The organism is Oceanobacillus sp. Castelsardo (genome assembly GCF_001659985.1).
In the GTDB taxonomy this organism is placed as follows: Bacteria; Bacillota; Bacilli; order Bacillales; family Amphibacillaceae; genus Oceanobacillus.
In genome coordinates this window covers 433,047-455,181 of sequence record NZ_LYCS01000002.1, presented here as the reverse complement: position 1 = coordinate 455,181, position 22,135 = coordinate 433,047, and the positions used below count along the sequence as shown (strand labels likewise).

General features: G+C 35.4%; 17 protein-coding genes. 15 read left to right on the top strand and 2 right to left on the bottom strand.

Annotation, left to right across the window (positions count from 1 at the left end; translation table 11 throughout):
- Positions 1 to 98: 98 nt before the first annotated feature.
- From A9178_RS06320 to A9178_RS06275, 10 genes are all read left to right on the top strand, one after another.
- Complete coding sequence (locus A9178_RS06320; protein ID WP_082918112.1) at positions 99 to 1,127, top strand: Gfo/Idh/MocA family protein; 1,029 nt, start codon at positions 99 to 101, stop codon at positions 1,125 to 1,127.
- A 166-nt stretch (positions 1,128 to 1,293) separates the two neighbouring features.
- Positions 1,294 to 2,145, top strand: a complete 852-nt coding sequence (locus tag A9178_RS06315; RefSeq protein WP_068673441.1) for a transketolase — start codon at positions 1,294 to 1,296, stop codon at positions 2,143 to 2,145.
- A gap of 2 nt (positions 2,146 to 2,147) precedes the next feature.
- A complete protein-coding gene (locus A9178_RS06310; protein WP_068673439.1) occupies positions 2,148 to 3,101 on the top strand; it encodes a transketolase family protein in 954 nt (317 codons plus the stop codon).
- 63 nt (positions 3,102 to 3,164) lie between these two features.
- Positions 3,165 to 4,598: an aldehyde dehydrogenase family protein gene (locus A9178_RS06305; protein WP_068673437.1), complete on the top strand. Its 1,434-nt coding sequence runs from the start codon at positions 3,165 to 3,167 to the stop codon at positions 4,596 to 4,598.
- 21 nt (positions 4,599 to 4,619) lie between these two features.
- Positions 4,620 to 5,420: a sugar phosphate isomerase/epimerase family protein gene (locus A9178_RS06300; protein WP_231889803.1), complete on the top strand. Its 801-nt coding sequence runs from the start codon at positions 4,620 to 4,622 to the stop codon at positions 5,418 to 5,420.
- A gap of 635 nt (positions 5,421 to 6,055) precedes the next feature.
- Positions 6,056 to 7,066: a Gfo/Idh/MocA family protein gene (locus A9178_RS06295; protein WP_082918111.1), complete on the top strand. Its 1,011-nt coding sequence runs from the start codon at positions 6,056 to 6,058 to the stop codon at positions 7,064 to 7,066.
- 163 nt (positions 7,067 to 7,229) lie between these two features.
- A complete protein-coding gene (locus A9178_RS06290; protein WP_369801957.1) occupies positions 7,230 to 8,285 on the top strand; it encodes a LacI family DNA-binding transcriptional regulator in 1,056 nt (351 codons plus the stop codon).
- Between the two features lie 468 nt (positions 8,286 to 8,753).
- The gene (gene iolG, locus A9178_RS06285; protein ID WP_068673431.1) at positions 8,754 to 9,782 is read left to right on the top strand and encodes an inositol 2-dehydrogenase; all 1,029 of its coding nucleotides are present in this window, start codon (positions 8,754 to 8,756) and stop codon (positions 9,780 to 9,782) included.
- A 137-nt stretch (positions 9,783 to 9,919) separates the two neighbouring features.
- Positions 9,920 to 11,509 carry a solute:sodium symporter family transporter gene (locus tag A9178_RS06280; protein ID WP_068673429.1) on the top strand — a complete coding sequence of 530 codons (1,590 nt, stop codon included), beginning with the start codon at positions 9,920 to 9,922 and terminating at the stop codon, positions 11,507 to 11,509.
- Positions 11,510 to 11,965: 456 nt separating this feature from the next.
- Positions 11,966 to 13,558 carry a solute:sodium symporter family transporter gene (locus A9178_RS06275; RefSeq protein ID WP_068673427.1) on the top strand — a complete coding sequence of 531 codons (1,593 nt, stop codon included), beginning with the start codon at positions 11,966 to 11,968 and terminating at the stop codon, positions 13,556 to 13,558.
- 65 nt (positions 13,559 to 13,623) lie between these two features.
- On the opposite strand, the gene A9178_RS06270 is transcribed toward A9178_RS06275, so the two are convergent.
- A complete protein-coding gene (locus A9178_RS06270) occupies positions 13,624 to 14,460 on the bottom strand; it encodes an AraC family transcriptional regulator (protein ID WP_068673425.1) in 837 nt (278 codons plus the stop codon).
- Positions 14,461 to 14,614: 154 nt separating this feature from the next.
- On the opposite strand from A9178_RS06270, the gene A9178_RS06265 reads away from it, so the two are divergent.
- Both A9178_RS06265 and A9178_RS06260 read left to right on the top strand, forming a co-directional pair.
- Complete coding sequence (locus A9178_RS06265; protein ID WP_068673423.1) at positions 14,615 to 15,754, top strand: Gfo/Idh/MocA family protein; 1,140 nt, start codon at positions 14,615 to 14,617, stop codon at positions 15,752 to 15,754.
- Positions 15,751 to 16,653, top strand: coding sequence for a sugar phosphate isomerase/epimerase family protein (locus A9178_RS06260; protein WP_068673421.1), 903 nt, complete (start codon positions 15,751 to 15,753; stop codon positions 16,651 to 16,653). Before A9178_RS06265 ends, A9178_RS06260 begins: the two co-directional genes overlap by 4 nt.
- Positions 16,654 to 16,760: 107 nt before the next feature.
- Here the strand turns inward: A9178_RS06260 and A9178_RS06255 are convergent, their stop codons facing one another.
- Complete coding sequence (locus A9178_RS06255) at positions 16,761 to 17,591, bottom strand: helix-turn-helix domain-containing protein (protein WP_068673419.1); 831 nt, start codon at positions 17,589 to 17,591, stop codon at positions 16,761 to 16,763.
- 355 nt (positions 17,592 to 17,946) lie between these two features.
- Here A9178_RS06255 and A9178_RS06250 point away from each other — a divergent pair, with 355 nt between their 5' ends.
- The 3 genes from A9178_RS06250 (at position 17,947) to iolB (ending at position 22,109) form a co-directional block, all read left to right on the top strand.
- Positions 17,947 to 19,365, top strand: coding sequence for a sugar porter family MFS transporter (locus A9178_RS06250; RefSeq protein ID WP_068673417.1), 1,419 nt, complete (start codon positions 17,947 to 17,949; stop codon positions 19,363 to 19,365).
- Positions 19,366 to 19,703: 338 nt separating this feature from the next.
- A complete protein-coding gene (gene iolA / locus A9178_RS06245) occupies positions 19,704 to 21,167 on the top strand; it encodes a methylmalonate-semialdehyde dehydrogenase (RefSeq protein WP_068673415.1) in 1,464 nt (487 codons plus the stop codon).
- Positions 21,168 to 21,290: 123 nt separating this feature from the next.
- Positions 21,291 to 22,109: a 5-deoxy-glucuronate isomerase gene (gene iolB / locus A9178_RS06240; protein ID WP_068673413.1), complete on the top strand. Its 819-nt coding sequence runs from the start codon at positions 21,291 to 21,293 to the stop codon at positions 22,107 to 22,109.
- The last annotated feature ends 26 nt before the right edge of the window (positions 22,110 to 22,135 follow it).

The window sequence follows — 22,135 nt, the reverse complement described above, 5'->3', positions numbered from 1 at the left end:
TATCTGAGAACAGAAATCCGTTACTTGCGGTGAGAATTCGTTAATCGAATAATCGGACCGCAGATTAATTTATAGAATATTTAAGGAGGAAGAAATCTATGTCCAAAGTGAGATGGGGAATTTTAAGTGCAGCAAATATAGCTTATGAACAAATGGTACCTGCATTACGACGGTCTGAAAATGCAGTCGTTTCAGCCATTGCATCGAGAACAAAAGAAAAAGCGGAAAAATTTAAGATTCCAACCATCTATGAATCGTATGAAGAACTCGTTCATGATCCAACTATTGATGCTATTTATATTCCACTACCAAATTCACTACATAAAGAATGGGCCATTAAAGCAATGGACGCTGGTAAGCACGTATTATTAGAAAAGCCAGCTGTGTTAGAAGAGAAAGATATGATTGAAATTAAGGAAGCTGTGGAAAGAAATAACGTTGTATTTATGGAAGCATTTATGTATCAATTCCATAAACAACATGCGAAGGTAAAAGAATTATTAGATTCCGGAATTATTGGAGATTATCAACATGTGAAAGCACACTTCTCTTATCAATTAGATGATCCAAATAACGTTAGATTGGATAAAGAACTTGGTGGAGGAGCCATGTGGGATGTAGGATGTTATGGAATGCATGCGATTACCCAAATTGTTGGTATGAAACCGGTGAAGTTTTCCATGACCGGTCATATTCATCCAGAGTATGGGGTTGATATTTCTTCAACATGTGTATTAATTGATCAAGATAATCGTACAGCAGAAATTTCTTCTTCTATGGAATTACCTTTCATCGATTATTATGAAATTTTTGGTTCAGAAGGTACAATTCGCGTTGATGGTTCTTTCCGTCCAGATCAATCATCATTAGACCAACGTGGTAAAGTAACCGTGAAAGATATACAAAATAATGTTATTTATAAAGAAGCATTTCAATCAGATCAGTATTTAGAACAAGTGGAACATTTCCAGGAATGCATCAAAGAAAATAAATCACCGAAATACAATGCCGACCATTCTATAGAAATGATCCGCTATATTCAAAAGAGTTATGAATCGTTGTATAACAATTCCGTTATAACAGAAGTACCAGAAGGAAGTCTTCTTTTTAAAAAACCTACGTGTTGACATTTTAAAAGAATAGAAATATACTTGATATATAACGTGGTAAAACGCTTAATCAAATCGTTGATTATTCAAAATCTCCATAATAAAAGATGGTATCAAGTATTTTTCTTTTCACTTTTGGTAAAGCGGTTAATCAAAAAACTTAATCATTAAGGAGGAGTTTGGTTTGAGTAATTTGCTAAGTGAAGAAAAGTTACAGCTTTTAAAAGAAAAATCAATAGAATCTAGAAAACTAGTTGTTCATACAGTCCATAACGCGGGTGCTGGACACATTGGTGGACCAATGTCAGCTGTAGATGTATTAATTAATTTATATTTTAATGAAATGAATGTTAATCCAGAAGATGCAAGAGATGAAAACCGAGATCGTTTTGTTTTATCTAAAGGACATTCTGCAGTAGCACTTTATACCGTTTTGGCACTTAAAGGATATTACCCTATTAAAGAGTTGGATACATTCGATTCCATGGATTCTAGACTTCAAGCGCACCCAGATATGAATATTTTACCTGGGCTTGATATGTCAACAGGTTCATTAGGTCAAGGTATTTCCGCGGCAGTAGGAATGGCACTTGGTGCAAAACTTAAAAACTTAGATTTCCGCACTTACTGCATGATTGGTGATGGAGAATCACAAGAAGGCCAAGTTTGGGAAGCGGCAGATGTAGCTTCTAAATACAAGTTAGATAATTTAGTAGTTATTTTAGATAACAATAAATTACAGCAGTTCGGTTGGGGAGAGAACTATGATGAACGTGAAGTACCAGTTGCAAATCCTGGCGAACGCTGGAAAGCATTTGGTTGGAACGTAATCGAAATCGATGGTCATGATCATGTGGAGATTACAAAAGCTCTGAGTGAAGCACGTACTGTATCTGGTAAGCCGACAATCATTGTCGCGAATACGGTTAAAGGAAAAGGTGTTTCCTTTATGGAAAATACGCATAGATGGCATTCACGAGTTCCGACAGATGAAGAATTTGACAATGCTGTTCAAGAATTGGAAGCGGGGGTATAAAAATGAGGACATTATTATCTGATAAAAAGGTTTCCATGAGAGATGCATTAAGTGAAACAATTCTAAAGTTAACTCAAGAAGATGAAAACGTATATGTTTTGGATGGGGATTTAGCTACTTCAACTAAAATCGATATTGTAGCGAATGAAAATCCTGATAAGTTTTTACAAATGGGTATTGCAGAACAAAACATGATGAGTGCTGCAGCTGGTCTTGCAACAACTGGTATTCAACCATGGACATTTACATTTGCAGCATTTCTAGCAAAACGCGCAATCGACCAAATACAAGTGCAAATTGCACAACCAAATTTAAATGTTAAAATGGTAGGTGGATATAGTGGTCTTCTAACTGGATTAACGGGTAAAACTCACCAAGCATTGGAAGACATTGCTATTTTCCGTTCTTTAGCAAACATGGTTGTATTAGCACCAGCCGATGCAACGGAAGTTAAAAAAGTAATGGAATTTGCTCATCAATACGAAGGACCTGTATATATTCGACTTGCAAGAGATGCGTATCCAACACTCTTCTCTGATAACTACAACTTCGAACTAGGTAAAGCGGTTACTTTAAAAGAAGGTGCAGATGTAACCATCATTTCTACTGGCACACAAACTAGTCGCTCTCTAGAAGCAGCTGAGAAACTAGAAGCGGAAGGAATTTCTGTAGCGGTCGTTCATATGCCTTCTATCAAACCAATTGATAAAGAGGCAATCATAAAAGCTGCAGAAACTACAGGAGCAATTGTGACAGCAGAAGAACATAGCATTATTGGTGGGTTAGGCAGTGCTGTTGCAGAAGTGTTAGTGGAAGAGAAGCCAGTTCCAATGCTTCGTGTTGGGGTAAAAGACCGCAATTCAGAATCTGGTCCAAACGAGCAAATGCTGGAGAAATACGAAATTTCTTCTAACCATGTTGCACAGGCGGTAAAAGAAGTTCTTAAGAAAAAATAAGTAGTAGGGGCAGGCTTCACCATATTAAGAGTCTGTCCCTTCACCCGTACTATGAAGGAGTGGATGATTTTGCAAAAAAGTATCGTAAAAGAAAAATTATTAATTAACGGAAATTGGATAGAAACAGAAGATACGCATAAAGTGTATAACAAATATACTGGGGAATTATTCTCAGAAATTGCTTTAGCAGATGAGAAAACAGTTGATTTTGCTATTGAATCCGCTGTTCGTGCTCATAAGGAAATTGAATTTCAAGTACAACAACGTTATGACGTATTAATGCGTACTGCTGAATTGTTAAAAGAACATGAAGAAGAGATTGCAGAAATGATTGCCATTGAAGGTGGAAAACCAATCACAGATGCAAGAGTAGAAGTTGGTCGTTCTGTTTCCACCCTAGAACTAGCGGCAATTGAATCTAAGAAACTAGTTGGGGAAATGATTCCAAATCATAGTGCACCAGGTCGTTTCTTATATACGATTAAAAAACCAGTTGGTGTGGTTGCAGCAATTACACCTTTTAACTTCCCATTAAACTTAGTGGTTCATAAAGTTGGTCCCGCTTTAGCAGCTGGAAACCCAATCATTATTAAACCTGCATCAGACACAGCAACTACTACTGTGAAATTATGTGAGTTGTTAGAAAAGGCCGGTGTACCTAAAGGTTACGTGCAATGTGTAGTTGGCGGCGGACGTACCGTTGGAGAACAACTTTTAAATGATGAGCGAATTGCTCACTATACGTTTACCGGATCTCCTGCAGTTGGAAAACATATTAACCGAACTATTGGTTTAAGAAAAGCGACATTAGAATTAGGCTCTAACTCAGCAACGATCGTTCATAATGATGCAGATGTTCAAAAAGCAGCCCAAAAAGCAGCGAAAATGGCAACTGCAAATGCTGGCCAAGTTTGTATTTCGGTACAACGTATATTGGTTCAAGATTCTGTAAAAGATGCGTTTATCCAAACATTAGTAGAAGAAGTGAATAACCTTAAAGTTGGTAATCCATTAGAATCTGATACGAATGTGGGACCGATGATTAGTGAAAAAGAAGCCATCCGTATTGAAGAGTGGGTTGACGAAGCTGTTCAAGATGGAGCTACTATTTTAACTGGCGGAAAACGTGAAGGTAGTGTGTATTATCCGACTGTATTAACCAATGTGAAAAAAGGTATGAAAGTAGTGGATGAAGAAGCATTTGCTCCAGTAGTTTCCGTTACTTCATACGACACGATAGAAGAAGCAATTGAACTAGTAAATGATTCTAAATATGGACTACAGGCTGGAATCTATACTTCTGACTTGAATTTATCTTACAAGATTCCTCATTTACTAGAAGTTGGTGGTGTTATCGTGAACGATACGTCTAGCTTCCGTGCTGACCAAATGCCGTATGGCGGTGTGAAAGAAAGTGGAAATGGTAAAGAAGGACCGGCTTATGCGATTCAAGAGCTTGTTGAAACAGTAACGGTGGTAGTGAATTTAGAGAACTAGGGAGGAAATACTCTATTGAAAATGGGGATTTGTGCATGGTCTGTTCCAATGGACGGACCATACGGTGTAAAAGTCGCAGCCGATTATGGATTTAAAGGAATGCAACTAGATATAGGAGAGCCAGAACGAGGGTTCCAACTCTCCTATCCTCATGTACAAGAAGCTTATAAACAATTTGCCAAAGAATATGATATTACTTTCACCGCTATTTCTGTAAGGCTATTTGATCGGTATGGGATGACAAGAGAAAACGGAACACCTGAAAAAGAAATGGTAATGGAAGGTATTGAAAAAGCAATCCAGGCGGCGGAAAGCATGAACATCCCGATTGTCATGCTTGGAAGTTTTTTAGATGGCGAAATTAAAACCGAAGAAGATTTTGAGCGTACTGTGGAATGTTTAATAAAAGCTTGTGAAATGGCTGAAGGGAAAAACATTATTATTGCGACAGAAAATTTACTGTCGATTGAAGAAAACAAGAAACTCTTTGAGGTAGTAAATAAAGATAATCTTAAATTATACTTTGATACGCAAAATTACTATTTAAATAGAAACTATAATGCAGCGGAAATGGTTCGAGAACTTTATGATTATATTTGCGAAGTGCATGTGAAAGATGGGAATGGTCATATAAGTGGTGCGCTATTAGGTGAAGGGGATTCGAACTTTTACGAGACAATGGAATTATTGAAAGAAAAAGGGTATCAAGGCTGGGTTCTCATTGAGAATTATTATGACCAAAAACCATTATCGAATGAAAACGATAATCCACTAGCATTACTAGAGAAAGACGTAGCTATATTAACAAAAGCGATGATTTGAATAATATTAGACGGTTTATTATAAATTTAAATAGCTTGTGAAAACCTCTTTTATAGAACAGTTTTATTCTATTAAAAAGAGGTTTTTTTAGTGGCTGGATAGTATACTGGTAGTACTTGATATATCAGCATATGCATAGATATATCGGTAATCATGCGCGTTATATCAGTATACGCACAAATATATCGGTAATCATGCAAGATATATCAGCATACGCACAAATATATCGGTAATCATGCGCGTTATATCAGCATACGCACAAATATATCAGTAATCATTGTACGGCATATCAGTAAACATTCATTACCCAGTATGAAACGAATTGGGGCGCATTGACAGCAGCGGCAACTGTTTCTATCATTCCAGTATTGATATTTTCATTTATTGCCCAAAAACATCTGGTACGAGGAATGACGATGGGGGCAGTAAAGGGGTAAAGATAACAACTTTTTCTTTGGCGCTATTAAAATTCAAATTTTAAAAAAACAGTTTTTAGCAAAATGATAGACCGTGACAACTCCCTTTATCTATGCTTATAATACTAATGTAGCCCTTTATTTCATAGATCGTCTTGTAAAAAGAGTATGGTGATAAGTGAGATGAAAGGATAGATTATGGGGAAAGGAAGTGCTTTAATGCGTAAAGTAAATTGGGGAATTTTGAGTACTGCAGATATTGCAAGAAAGTTAACCATCCCGGCTATGCTTCGTGCTAAAAATGCAGAGTTAGTAGCAATTGCAAGTCATAGTGCAAGCGGGAGTGCTAGTGTACAAGCAAAGAAATTTAATATACCAAAAGCTTACCATAGTTTTGAAGAATTATTAGGTGAACCATCAATTGACGCCGTTTACATTCCACTACCAAACCATTTGCATGCAGAGTGGGTTAAGAAAGCAGCTGAGATGGGCAAACATGTTCTTTGTGAAAAGCCTGCTGCACTAACAGTAGAAGATACAAAGGAAATGATAGAAGTTTGCGAGAAAAATGGTGTGCTTTTCATGGAAACGTTTATGTACCAGTATCATCCACAGAATAAGAGAGTAAGAGATATTATTGCTACTGGAGAAATTGGTGATGTGAAATTAGTCCGCTCTCATTGTTCCTTTTTCTTAGAAAATAAGGACGGTAACTTCCGTTTAACTACAGAAACGGGTGGAGGAAGTCTATACGATGTGGGGGTTTATTGTATTCATACGATCCGTAACGTATTAAAACTAGAGCCTACTCGTGTATATGCAAAAGCAATCAATGATAAGGAAAATCCTGTAGATATTTCCACTACTGGGGTTATGGAATTTGAAAACGGGGTTAAAGGAGTTTTTGATTGTAGTATGGATATGGCTCAACATATGAGTTATGAGGTAGTTGGTACAAAGGGTATAATCCAAGTTCCGAGAGCGTATCGTCCTGATTTATATAATGGGGAAGGAATTGTTCAAGTTATTAGTAACGATGGCGATGTGAGGAAGGAAATTATCCAAGGTGATGAATATAAATTAGCGATTGAGCATATTTCGGAATGTATTTTGGATCAGGAAAAACCTCGTTATGATAGTATGAATACAATTCATAATATGAATGCACTAGACGCTTGTTTTGCCTCTATAAAATCTGGAACAGAAGTGGAAGTACGTAAAGTAGATTAATAATTTTTAAATCTTTTCGGAAAGCGCTTAACCATTCTGGCGGATAAGAAAGCATAAATTTCTTATCTGCACATATGTGCTTAATGGCAAACATCAATTTTTAAAGTACTAATAACCTGGTTAAGAAAATTTCGTGCTGTATTTAACAGTTATAGCTTTTTAAATGGTACATATGTGTTTTGTTTCTTTTATTATGGGGGAGGGGGAAAGGATTAAACCGACAATATATGATGTTGCCAAGGAAGCAAAAGTTTCCATAGCAACTGTATCCAAAGTCATAAATAAAACGGGGAGTATAAGCGATCCAACTAGAAAAAAGGTAAACAAAGTGATCCAGCGCTTAAACTATAAACCAAATGTAGTCGCTTCAGCTTTAACCAAAAAACAAACAGATACTTTAGCATTAATCATTCCAGATATCTCTAATGTGTTTTTTTCTGAAATTTCGCGATTTATTGAGGATAAAGCACATGAAATGGGATTAACATTATTTATCTGTAGTACGGATTATAATGAGGAGAAGGAAAGACGATATATAGAGTTACTGCAAAGTAAACAGGTGGATGGATTTATTATTGCATCTGGATTCCAAAATATTCATTTAGTAGAAGAGTTTCATCAAAACAATATTCCAGTCACATTACTTGCTCAAGATAATTTGACTGAAAGTTTTAATGTTGTTTCTGTCGATGATTATCGTGGTGGTTTTTTAGCTGTTAATCACCTTGTTTCGTTGGGTCACCAAAATATTGCAGTAATCGCTGAAAGAGTCCATAGTAGTACTCTCAGGTTACATGCCTATCGTGATTTACTAGGAATGAATGGAATACCGATAAAGGAAGAAAACATAATAAGAACGACAGCATCGATACAAAATGGGGAGAAAGCGATGCTTGAGTTATTACAAAAGGAGATTCGCCCAACTGCAGTATTTGCGGCGAATGATATATTAGCGGTAGGGGCGATGAAAGCTGCACGAAGTTTAGGACTTGAAGTGCCAAGAGATTTATCAGTAATTGGATTTGATAATATGATCCTTTCTACGACTACAGTTCCAGAATTAACAACTGTTGCCCAACCAATAAAAGACATGGCAGAAAAAATAGTTGATGTTTTAATTAGACAAATTAAAATGCCTGATTTGGCTAAAGAAAGGACATTGTTTGTACCTGAATTAATTGTAAGAGAATCAACAGCACAACCTCCGAAATTTGAATAATGTTAGCTTAACAATAATGAATAAGTGGTATGTTTGTGTAAAATCTTAGGGGTTTTTCAGAAAGCCATTTATTACAAATGAAACGCAGTGATATTCAAACAATCACTGCGTTTTTTATTTTGATAAGTGCTAAGCCAAGATAGATTCTCACACGGTCGATTACATGTTAATTGAGGTAAGAATAAGACATGATTCTCATTTCACAGTAGATATCATGCCTATAGCGTTTCATCATAATTTTGCTTAAATCTGTTTATAAATGCCTGGTTTATAAATTTGTTTGTAAAAAGTAATACAAAACTTACTAATTAAATTTTAATATTTGACAAAAAACTACAAAAAATACTTGACTGAAAACGTATCCACTATTAATATATAATCATAAGTTAATAGTTTTATTGTTTAACCAACAATTTATGGTTAAGTTGATATTAAGTGTTGAAACGATTATGGATGGAGGAATTATAGATGGCGGATATAAAAGTAGGTATTGTAGGTTTAGGAAGACTTGGTAAAACGCATGCAAATAATGTTGCTTCCAATATACCTGGAATGATATTAACAGCTGCATGTAGTGTAGTAGAATCAGAACTGGAGTATGCTAGGGAGCAACTTGGTGTAGCAGAAACGTATACCTCTTATGAAGATATGGTAAATAGTCCAAATTTAGATGCAATTGTAATTGTATCACCATCAGGATTTCATACAGAACAAATTAACCTAGCGATGGAAAAAGGGTTACATGTTTTCTGTGAAAAGCCTATCGGATTAGAATTAGATGAAATTGAAAAAACAGTAGAAATTATTGAGTCTCGTCCTAATCAAGTTTTCCAGCTTGGATTTATGAGACGTTATGATGAATCGTATCAATATGCGAAAGAAATGGTAGAACGTGGAGATTTAGGTGAACTAACTGTTATTCGTTGTTACGGTATTGATCCTAGTTCCGGTTTAGAAAGCTTCGTGAAATTTGCTGGAGCAAGTAACAGTGGTGGGCTTTTCGCTGATATGTCCATTCATGATATTGATTTAGTTCGTTGGTTCTCTGGTAAAGAAGTAAACCGTGTTTGGGCACTTGGTAAAAATGCGGCATATCCAGAATTAGATGAAGTTGGGGAACTGGAAACTGGTGCAGCAATGATGCAATTAGAAGATAAAACGATGGCATTACTTGTAGCGGGACGTAATGCGGTTCATGGATATCATGTAGAAACAGAATTAATTGGGACAAAAGGTATGCTTCGTATTGGTGCTCAACCAGACAAAAATTTAGTTACGGTCTTTGATGAAAACGGTGTCGTGAGACCAACATCACAAAACTTCCCTGAACGTTTCAGAGATGCATTTTTAAATGAAATGAAAGAGTTTGCATCTTGTATTAGGGAAAAACGCCAACCAGGGGTTAGTGCGCGTGATGGACTAGAAGGAACAAGAGTCGCTTATGCTCTACAACAATCTATCGATACAAAAGAACTTATTGATATTACTCGTGATTAATTAGTTTAACTTTGAAAACGCTTGATGTTGTGGAATTCCTGAGTGTGTTGGGACATGACCTTCACACTTGGGTGAAAATAATTCTTCACTTTCCATTTGGGAAAAGCTAAGGCAGAAAAAGATAGGATGGATAAATTATGATGGGTATAGTATTTGCTACGTTTATATTAATCGTAGGTGGAATTTGGTTTTATGCATATAAAAGAAGTAGAGCTGTGAACATGGATAGTTCAGATGGATTCTTCCTTGGTGGGCGTAGCTTGACAGCGTTTACCATTGCAGGAACCGTTATCATGACAAACTTATCGACAGAGCAACTCGTTGGACAAAATGGTCAAAGTTATATGGCTGGAATGGAAGTAATGGCATGGGAAGTAACAGCAGCATTTGCACTTGTATTCCTAGCACTTGTCTTTCTTCCTAAATACATGAAATATGGTGTGGATACTGTAACCGATTTCGTGGAGATTCGTTATGATACGACAACGAAAAGAATTCTTTCTTTCCTATTTATATTCACTTACATGACATCTTTCTTACCAGTTGTACTTTATTCTGGGTCACTAGTGTTTAATAAAATTTTTGCAGTAGATGAGTTATTAGGTGTAGACCCATTGATTGCGATAGCTATTATATCCACTATTATCGGTATAATTGGTTTATTTTATTTATTAGTTGGAGGACTTTCTCTAGCAGCGCACAGTGATACAATTTATGGTGTTGGTTTAATCGTTGGTGGTCTATCCATTCCAGTTATTGCGTTATTCGTGTTAGGTGATGGAAGTTTTATGAATGGGCTAAACATTGTTAAAGATACGGCACCAGAAAAATTAAATGCAATTGGGGCAGTTGATTCACCAGTTGTTCCATGGCCAACTTTATTTTTAGGTATGTTCTTTAATAACTTATACTTCTGGTGTACAAACCAAATGATTGTACAAAAAACACTTGCAGGGAAAAACCTAAAAGAAGGTCAAAAAGGTGCTTTATATGTAGCGTTTTTCAAAATCTTTGGAGCATTATTCTTAGTATTCCCAGGTATCATCGCGTTTGTAATGTTTGGTGATTCTTTGGCAAATCCTGATAACGCTTACCCAGCACTATTACAAGCTATTCTGCCTGAGTGGTCTTATGGTATTTTTGGGGCTGTTATCTTTGGTGCGATTTTAAGTTCGTTTGTAGGTGCATTAAACGCGACGGCTACTTTATTTACTCTAGATTTCTATAAACCTATGTTTAATAAAGGGGCATCTGATCAAAAGGTTGCTAGAGCTGGTAAATTAACAACGATTATTGTTGGTATCGTTTCTATCATTATTGCTCCGTTTATCGCGTTTGCTCCAAGTGGATTGTATAACGTAATTCAACAATTCAATGGACTTTATAGTATGCCATTACTTGCGATTATTGTTTTAGGTTTCTATTCTAAATATGTTACACCGCTTGGTGCGAAAGTTACATTCGTGTTCCATATTGTAGGATACTTATTATCTACAGCTTTCCTAGATGTTCATTATTTATATATCTTTAGTTATATGTTCATCCTTGATGTGCTTGTTCTATGGTTAGTTGGTAGAATTAAACCGTTGGATAAACCATTCGAATTTAAAACACATAACAAAGTGGGCATGGATCAATGGAAACATCGTTATACAGTGAGTGCATTAGTTATTATTACAATGATTGTTACTTATATTGTGTTCTCACCATTAGTTCTTGCTCAATAATAAAAGTTGAAGAAGTAGTAAGTTTGCAGGGAAAGAAGTACTTTTCCTTGCAAACTTTTTTGAATTATAAAAAGGTCAACAATAGATTACATTCTTATGTCATCTTGCCTTAATACTATTTAGAGTATTATAAAATTTCTGTTAATTGTTGGTGATTGGTTGAGGTTTATAAATCACAGAAAAACAAGAATCTACAAAAAACTACAATAAATACTTGACTGAAAACGCATTCAATATTATGATATAATCATAACTTGGTAATCTGTTAGTTTTTAAAACTGATAATTATTAGTTTTATGTGAAGTTGTGGTGGAAAAGAGAAAAATATGCATATAAAAGGTTAAAAAGTAATGTCTAGTTGATTATTTTTGGGGCATGTTGAAAGCGGTGTCTATAATCGGAATATTCAATGCTTAACTAACTAATAGTATACTTCATAGAATGGATGGGTTGATTATGTATGGTATTATTTTTGCTAGTTTTGTATTAATTATTGGTGGGATTTGGTTTTATGCATATAGAAAAAGTAGAGCTGTTAATATGGATACTTCTGATGGGTATTTCCTTGGGGGTAGAAGTTTAACAGGTATTACAATTGCTGGAACCGTTATTATGACGAACTTGTCAACGGAACAACTCGTTGGACAAAATGGACAAAGTTATATGGTGGGAATGGAAGTAATGGCATGGGAGGTTACAGCTGCTATTGCATTAGTATTTTTAGCACTTGTCTTCTTACCAAAGTATATGAAATATGGTGTAGATACGATTACGGATTTTGTTGAAATTCGTTACGATACAGCTACGAAAAGGATTCTTTCTTTCCTATTCATTTTTACCTACATGACTTCTTTCTTACCGGTTGTGTTATACTCTGGATCACTTGTTTTTAACAAAATCTTTAATGTAGATGAACTATTAGGTGTCGATCCGTTAGTTGCGGTCGGGCTCATTTCTGCTCTTATTGGTGTTGTTGGTCTTTTATACTTACTTATTGGAGGGCTTTCGCTTGCTGCCCACAGTGACACGATTTATGGTGTTGGATTAATTATAGGTGGGTTATCTATACCGGTTATTGCTTTAATGATAATAGGAGATGGAAGTTTCCTTGGTGGACTTGATGTAGTAAGGCAGACGGCACCAGAAAAATTAAATGCAATTGGTGCAATTGATTCGGAGATTGTTCCATGGCCAACTTTGTTTTTAGGTATGTTTTTCAATAATTTATATTTCTGGTGTACAAACCAAATGATTGTTCAAAAAACACTTGCAGGTAAAAACTTAAAAGAAGGTCAAAAAGGTGCGTTATATGTAGCTTTCTTTAAAATCTTCGGCGCATTATTCTTAGTTTTCCCAGGTATTATCGCCTTTGTTATGTTTGGAGATTCTTTAGCAAATCCTGATAACGCCTATCCAAGTTTGCTTACAGCTATTTTGCCTGAATGGTCTTATGGTATTTTTGGGGCAGTTATCTTCGGGGCTATTTTAAGCTCGTTTGTTGGATCATTGAACGCAACAGCAACTTTATTTACCCTAGACTTCTACAAACCCATTTTTAATAAAAATGCTTCAACAGCCCAAGTTGCAAGAGCAGGTAAAATGACAACAATTATTGTTGGATTGATATCCATTATTATTGCGCCTTTAATTTCCTTTGCTCCAGGTGGATTGTATGCACTTCTTCAACAATTCTATGGATTGTATAGTATGCCACTTCTGGCCATTATTGTACTAGGTTTCTATTCGAAATATGTTACAGCTCTAGGGGCTAAAATTACATTTGTATTCCATATTGTAGCTTATTTACTTGCGCAGGCATTCTTAACCGATATTCATTATTTATACATCTTAAGTGTTCTATTCCCAATTGATGTATTTGTTTTATGGGTTATAGGAAGAATCAAACCGCTAGATAAGCCATTTGCTTTCCAAGAGCAAAGCAAAGTTGAACTTAGCCAATGGAAACATCGTTATCTTGTAAGTGGATTAGTTATAGTGACAATGCTTGTTGCATATATTGTATTTTCTCCGCTTGTACTTGCTCAATAAGAACGAAAGCAAAAAAAGAAATCAGCACGTAAATGTGCTGGTTTCTTTTTTTCAGTTTCAGATTTTTAAAATTTGATTTTCCTAAATTGGTTTGGTGATAGGTTTGTATGGCGTTTAAATGTATTTACGAAATGGGATGCACTATTAAAACCACACTTAAATGCAATGTCATTAACAGATATTGTTGTATGATGGAGTAAATCTTTAGCTTTATTAATCCGATAACTAATCAAATACTGATGTGGGGAGTAGTTTTTATATTTCTTAAACACTCTTGAAAAATGATAGGGACTTATATTAACATGATTTGCTATTTCTTCTAAACTAATATCATCCATGTAATGATTTTCTATAAAAGAAATCGATTTGGTAATTTTCTCATCAATCGTATCGCTCTCGGAGTGGTTAGAAATAAAATCTAATTCATAAAAGATACGCTGAATAAGAATGGAGGCCGACTGTTCATCTACCTCATTATTTTCCATCATCGATAAAATCTGTTCTAAATAATCGGGTACTCTCCAATTAGATTCTAGTGGAAAAACACAACCATTATAATTGTATAATGCTTCATAATGCTCCCTGCTTGCATTTCCCGTAAAATGCATCCAGCTAAAGGATACTTGATCACTTATGGAACGGTATAAATGGGGGTTATAACAATCTAGGAATACGAATGAATGCGGGCCAGCATAGTGAATTTGGTTGTTATAACTTATCTCCATTTTTCCCTTCTTTACATAGATGAACAGGAATTGAAAATAATTGTCTCTTTCTATAATGTATTTATTTGAACAAATATATCTCCCCCCATTAGAAAGATAATATAATGCATTTTTAGCAAAAGGACTAGCGGTATGGAAATAGAGTTTAGAGGGTGGTAAGACGCCCGTTTCTTTCATAAGAAATCCTCCTTTATTAAGCTGAGAAAACTAAGAGCAAAATTTTACAATAAAAATAGCAATTTATCGTAATGACCAAGTGAAATAAGTATATTAAAATATAACTCAGATAGCAATATAATTTAAAATATATGAATTAAGGAGAGATAAATATATGGATATTAGAATTGGTTTAATTGGTGCAGGATGGATGGGGAAATCTCATACGAACTCTTTTGTAAACGCTTTATTGCTTTTTGGACCTGAGAGTGGGAAACCAGTATTTGAACTTGTATCAGATGTAAGTGCAGATGCAGCAAAAATAGCTGTAGAAAAACTAGGGTTTCGTCGTTATACAACGGATTGGAATGAAGTTGTAACGGATCCCAATGTGGATGTAGTTGATATTGCTACACCGAACTTCTTACATTATGAAATTGCAAAAGCTGCACTAGAAAATGGTAAACATGTATATTGTGAGAAACCTTTAACCCTTTCGGCTGAAGAATCACAAGAGCTAGCAGAGTTAGCGGAACAAAAAGGGGTAGTGAATTATGTTGGGTTTAATAATGTCATGAATCCGGCTACACATTATATTAAGGAATTAATTACCTCTGGAAAACTAGGAGATATTATGCGCTTTTCGGGTACATACGATCAAGATATGTTATTAGATGAGGAACTTCCGATTACATGGCGCCATATTAATAAGTTCTCAGGAAGTGGTGCATTAGGGGACCTTGGATCACACTTATTAAGCGTTTCCCAATATCTATTAGGTGATATTGAAAATGTAAACGCACTGGCGAAGACATTTATTAAAGAAAGACCAAAATCAGAGGGGTCTTCTGAAATGGCAGAGGTAGAAAATGATGATTTAATTACGATGCTAGCAAACTATGAAAATGGTGCGGTTGGTAATATATCCACTAGTCGTGTGGCTACAGGAAGGAAGAATTATCTATCCTATGAAATTCAAGGAACAAAAGGGTCTGTCCATTACTCCCTTGAGCGTTTAAATGAAGTAAATGTGTACTTCCACTCCGATGAAGAGGTGGATCGAGGATATCGTACGGTTTATCTTGGACCAGAGCATAGAGGATTTGATGCATTAAATCCAGCCCAAGGAATTGGTATCGGATTCAACGATATTAAAATATTGGAAGTTCATGAATTATTATCAGCTGTAAAAAACGGAACACCTTATATTTGTGATTTTGCTTTTGGTGCTAAAGTAGATGCTACAATTAATGCAATCTTAGAATCTGCTAAAGAAAGTAAATGGGTAAACGTGAAAAAGGCGGTGAAAGCATGAGTGTGAATTTAGGGATTGCTCCTTGCTCTTGGGGAATTTGGTTTCCAGAAGATGAAAAGCAAACACCATGGAATCAGTGTCTAGATGAAATTCAGCAAGCTGGATACCACGCCATTGAGTTAGGGCCGTGGGGATATTTACCAAATCAATCTGAACGGTTAAAAGAAGAATTAGAAAAAAGAAACATCGATTTAGTTGCGACCACTTTAATGGATGATTTAACATCGGATCAAAATGTGGATAAAATGATTCAACAATTGGATGAGATGGCAAAATTACAAGTTCAATTTTCTACTGCTAAATATGTTGTATTAATTGACGCAACTTACACGGATTTATTTACCGGTGAATTAATTCGTCCGAAAGAATTAAATGACAAAGAGTGGAATTCTTTTATTCGTAATATTAATCGAATAAAAGATCATGCAAAAGAAAAATACGGACTAGAAACAGTTTATCATCCACATGGAGAAACTCATGTGGAAACAGAAGAGCAAATTGAGCGTTTGCTTAAAGATACGGATATTCAATTATGTTTCGATACAGGCCACCATGTGTACAGTGGTGGGGATCCCTTTTCATTTATTAAAAAACACCATGACCGAATTGGTTATTTGCATATTAAAAACTGTGATGCTAAAGTTAAGAACCAAAAACAAGAGAAGAATTGGTCTTTAGCGGAAGCCGTGAAGGAAAATATTTTCTGTGAACCAGATCAAGGGGTTGTCGATGTACGGGCAATTATGGAGGTTCTTAAAGAGACAAACTTTGATGGATGGGCGATCGTTGAACAAGACATGTATCCAGCGCCTTTAGACAAACCGCTACCTATAGCAAAACGAACAAGAGAGTATTTGGAAAGTGTTGGAATGATTAATAGTGTAAGCCAGAATGTATAGAAATAAGGTGGGTTTTATCTATGGGATGAAACCTACCTTATTTTTATTTATGCAACATACTTCCTGTTGCAGCTCTATTGACCAGGTACTCGCTTATTTCGTACCTTCTAAAACTTCATCTTTCTAAATTGTGAAGGAGAAAGATTCGTATGTTTTTTAAAAGTTGTTATAAAATGCGCCGAGCTATTAAAACCACAGTTGAATGCGATTTCATTTATGGAAATAGTAGTAAAATATAATAATTCTTTCGCATATGTTATACGAGTATTAATCAAATATTGATGTGGTGACAGATTCGTATGTTTTTTAAATACTCTTGAAAAATGATACGGGCTTAATTGTGCATATTCTGCTAGATTTTCAATAGTAATATGTTCCATGAAGTGGTTTTCTATATATAGAATTACGCGCTTAATCGCTTCATCTTGTGAATCTTGACTATGGTTGGAGATGATTTCTAACTCATAAAAGATTTTATGTAAAAGAATAGAAGCTGAATGTTCATCTACATTATTTTGTTTCATGCTAGTAATAAGTTGATTGATATAGTTAGTAATAGTCCAATTGTTTGCAAGAGAGATGACACTTTCACTATTTTTAAATAATAGGTCAAAATAAGCACTGCTTGCATTACCTTTAAAATGAAGCCAATCAAAAGTTGTTCGTTCTAATGCACGATATATATGATGTTCATTACAATCAAGAAGAATAAGGTTGTTCTCATTTACTATTTTGACATTATTTTTATAATGAAGTTCCATTTTTCCACTTTTTACATAGATAAATAAATATTGTGGAAGATTGTCTCTATTAATTTCATACGGGATGGAACATGTATAGTTACCTCCACTTATAAGATAATATAATGCCTCTTTCGCAAAAGGACTAGCTGTATGAAAATATATTCTTGATTGAGGTAATACTCCTTTTTCTGACACAGTAAACCCTCCAATATTTCATATAATTATTTAATTAAATGGACAGCATAGATGCCTCATGTGTAATTAAAGATTATCAAAATTAGGTAAGCGCTTTCCTGCTTTAGCAAGATTTCTAAATAATATAGCAGTTTTAAGTAATGACCTTTCTTTAATAGTATAATAAAATAAAAGTGTTATCGCAATAATATAAAAATTTAGTGGAAGAAAGGAGAGAAAATATAATAATTTTCTTCAATCTCTTTTTGTAACCGCTTTAAATGTATTGGCATCTTGTGGGAGAAGGTTCATCATTCTAGATTAAATTCTAGTCTTATATTTAATACGATTAGAATAATAATAGGGAGGAAGACGAATGACAACAAATGATTGGTCAGCAATCGATCGGAAAAAAAGGCTTTCTAAGATTACATGGATAGCAACTTTTGGTGGTTTGCTATTTGGTTTTGACACAGGGGTAATAAATGGAGCACTTCCATTTATGTCATTACCAGACCAGTTAAACTTAAACGCTTTCACGGAAGGCCTTGTTTCTAGCTCATTAATATTCGGTGCTGCTTTTGGTGCTGTGTTTGGGGGACAACTTTCTGATAAAATTGGTCGCAGGAAATTAATTTTATGGTTAGCAATATTATTTTTCTTTTCTACCTTAGGTACTTCATTTGCACCTAACGTGCCAATTATGGTTATCTCGCGTATTTTCCTAGGGTTAGCAGTTGGTGGTGCTTCGGTTACCGTGCCAACATTCTTATCAGAAATGTCTCCAAAAGAACGTCGTGGTCGAATGGTTACACAAAATGAATTGATGATTGTTACTGGGCAGCTTTTGGCGTATGTGACAAACGCTGTATTAGGTACTACGGTAGCAGACCCTGGTGTATGGCGTATTATGCTTGTTATTGCAACGCTCCCAGCCGTAGTTTTATGGATTGGAATGTTATCTGTTCCAGAAAGCCCTCGCTGGTATGCAGCAAAAGGTAAAATGGGAGATGCCCTTAAGATACTAAAAGAAATTCGAGATGTTCAAGAAGCGAACACAGAATTAAAAGAGATTAAAGATAATATTGAACTTGAAGAAAATATTGAAAAGGCATCTATGAAAGACTTAGCAGTACCTTGGATTAGAAGAATTGTCCTATTGGGGATTGGTCTTGCAGTTATCCAACAGGTTACTGGTGTTAACTCTATTATGTATTATGGAACAGAGATACTACGAGATGCAGGATTTGGAACACAAGCTGCATTAATTGGTAATGTTGCGAACGGAGCAATTGCTGTTATCGCAGTAATAATAGGAATTGGATTACTAGGTAAGGTCGGACGTCGTCCAATGTTAATTACTGGTCAGATTGGAGTAATCATTTCCCTAACACTTATTGCTATTTTCTCAAATGTCTTAGAGGGAACTGCTGCACTTCCATATGTTGTTTTATCATTAACGGTTACATTTTTAGCATTTATGCAAGGGGCGATTGCACCAGTAACATGGTTAATGTTAGCGGAGATTTTCCCGTTAAGATTACGAGGACTTGGGATGGGTGTTAGTGTATTCTTACTATGGATGACCAACTTTGCTATTAGCTTTTCATTCCCGATATTACTAGAATTTGTAGGATTATCTATTACATTCTTTGTATTTGCTGTATTAAATGTCTTTGCCGTATTATTTGTTGCAAAATATGTACCTGAAACAAAAGGTGTATCACTTGAAGAACTAGAACAAAAATTCAGATCCTATGATGAAGTTGAACATCCAAAGACAGCTGGTTTTTAAATCTATCAATACTAATGAACTGCACATACAATTATTAGTCTAGCAACTATAATTATGTGCAGTTTTTTTATTAATAATCTTCTGCTCTAGTTTTCTAGAAAATATAAAAAAACCAATCTATCAAATTCTAATTAAAATCTCACATTTTTATTGATTTATGGCCAAGTTCATACAAAGTTAACAAAGAAGTTAACAAAAAGTGATAATAACTCTTGACTGAAAGCGATAACAGTATTATTATATAACCATAAGTTATTTAACCAAGGCAAGGCACTTATGTTTTGCGAGAGTTGTAGATTAGTATTCTATAATGATAAATATATGAGGAGGAATTTAGCATGGCTGAAGCAAGAAAACTAAAAAACTTTATTAATGGGGAATGGGTAGAAAGCAAAACTACTAAATATGAAGAAGTTTATAACCCAGCAACAAAGGAAATCGTTGCATTAGTTCCTATCTCGACTAAAGAAGACGTAGATTACGCAGCAGAGGTTGCTCAAAAGGCTTTTGAAAAATGGAGTAAAGTTCCAGTTCAAAAACGTGCTAGAATTCTATTTGCTTACCAACAATTATTAGAAAAAAATAAAGATGAATTAGCTCGCTTAATTACTATTGAAAACGGAAAAAACACAACAGAAGCATTAGGTGAAGTTGGACGTGGTATTGAGAACGTTGAATTCGCAGCTGGTGCACCAACATTAATGATGGGTGATTCCCTGCCAAATATTGCTACAGATGTTGAAGCAGCAAACTATCGTTACCCAATCGGAGTTATCGGCGGTATTACACCATTTAACTTCCCAATGATGGTTCCTTGCTGGATGTTCCCAATGGCAATCGCAATGGGTAACTCTTTCGTATTAAAACCATCTGAAAGAACTCCACTACTAACTGAAAAATTAGCAGAACTATTTAAAGAAGCCGGACTTCCTGATGGCGTATTCAACATTGTTCACGGTGCACACGATGTTGTTAATGGAATTCTTGATCATCCACAAATTAAAGCTATTTCATTTGTAGGTTCTAAACCAGTAGGTGAGTATGTATTTAAACGTGGTAGTGAGAATCTAAAACGTGTTCAAGCATTAACTGGTGCGAAAAACCACACTACAGTATTGAAAGATGCTGATTTGGATAGAGCGGTTAGAGATATTATTGCTGCTGCGTACGGTTCCGCTGGTGAACGTTGTATGGCTTGTGCTGTTGTAACAGTAGAAGAAGACATTGCAGATGAATTTATGGCAAAACTTAAAGAAGCTGCAGATAACGTGAAAATGGGTAACGGACTTGACGATGGTGTATTCTTAGGACCAGTTATTCGTGAAGAAAACCAAAAACGTACGATTAGCTACATTGAAAAAGGTGTGGAAGAAGGAGCTACATTAGTTAGAGATGGTCGTAAAGATGATCTAGAAGGTGGATATTTCGTTGGACCAACTATCTTTGAAGGTGTAACACCAGAAATGACTATCTGGAAAGATGAAATTTTTGCTCCAGTATTATCAGTTATCCGTGTTAAAAACTTGAAAGAAGCAGTTGATACTGCAAACAAATCTAACTTTGCTAACGGAGCTTGTATCTTTACAACGAACACTTCATCCGTACGTTACTTCCGTGAAAATATTGATGCAGGTATGATTGGGGTTAACCTTGGAGTTCCAGCACCAATGGCATTCTTCCCATTCTCTGGATGGAAAGATTCTTTCTACGGTACTCTACACGCTAACGGTAAAGACAGTGTAGACTTCTATACTCGTAAGAAAGTTGTAACTGCTCGTTACGAAGCACCTGATTTTAACTAAGAAAAGCGCTGAAACTATACAATTAACAGTAAATTTTATAAACAATAGGGCTAGACCTCTTTACAGAGTAAAGGGGTCTGTTCTAAAAAAGGTACTTTCTATACTTCGAGGAGGAAAAATCAAATGAGTAAATTACTCCACAAACCTATGCAAGAAACAATTTCCGAAGGTGTTACTTTAGTTCATAATGTGAACAAAGAGAACTCAGATTTAAGATATGTTGGTTTTAAAGTCATCGATGTGGAACCAGGTGCAAAATATAAAGAAACCCTAGAAAAAGAAGAATGCTGTATTGTTGCGTTAACTGGAAAAATTAACGTAAAAGAAGGCAATGAATTATTTGAAAACATCGGTACTCGTGAAAGTGTATTTGAAAAGAAACCGACAGATAGCGTATATGTTTCTAATGACCGCACATACGAAGTGGAAGCTGTAACAAAAGCTAGAGTTGCACTTTGTTATTCTCCATCTGAAAAACAATTACCAACCAAATTAATCAAAGCCGAAGATAACGGTATAGAAGATCGAGGAAAATATGCAAACAAACGTCATGTTCATAATATTCTTCCTGATTCTGATCCGTCTGCAAATAGTTTATTAGTAGTAGAAGTGTTTACAGAAGGCGGAAACTTCTCAAGTTATCCACCACATAAACACGATCAGGATAATCTACCTGAAGAATCATTCTTAGAAGAAAGCTACTATCATGAAATGGATCCACCACAAGGTTTTGTTTTCCAACGTGTATATACAGACGATCGTTCATTAGATGAAACAATGACTGTGGAAAATGGTGACGTTGTTGAGGTTCCGGTTGGTTACCATCCAGTAGGTGTACCAGATGGTTATACATCTTATTACTTAAACGTAATGGCTGGACCGACCCGTATTTGGAAATTCCACAATGACAAAGACCATGAATGGATTTTAGACCGTAAATAAGATTTTCGATTGCGAGAGGGGAAAAC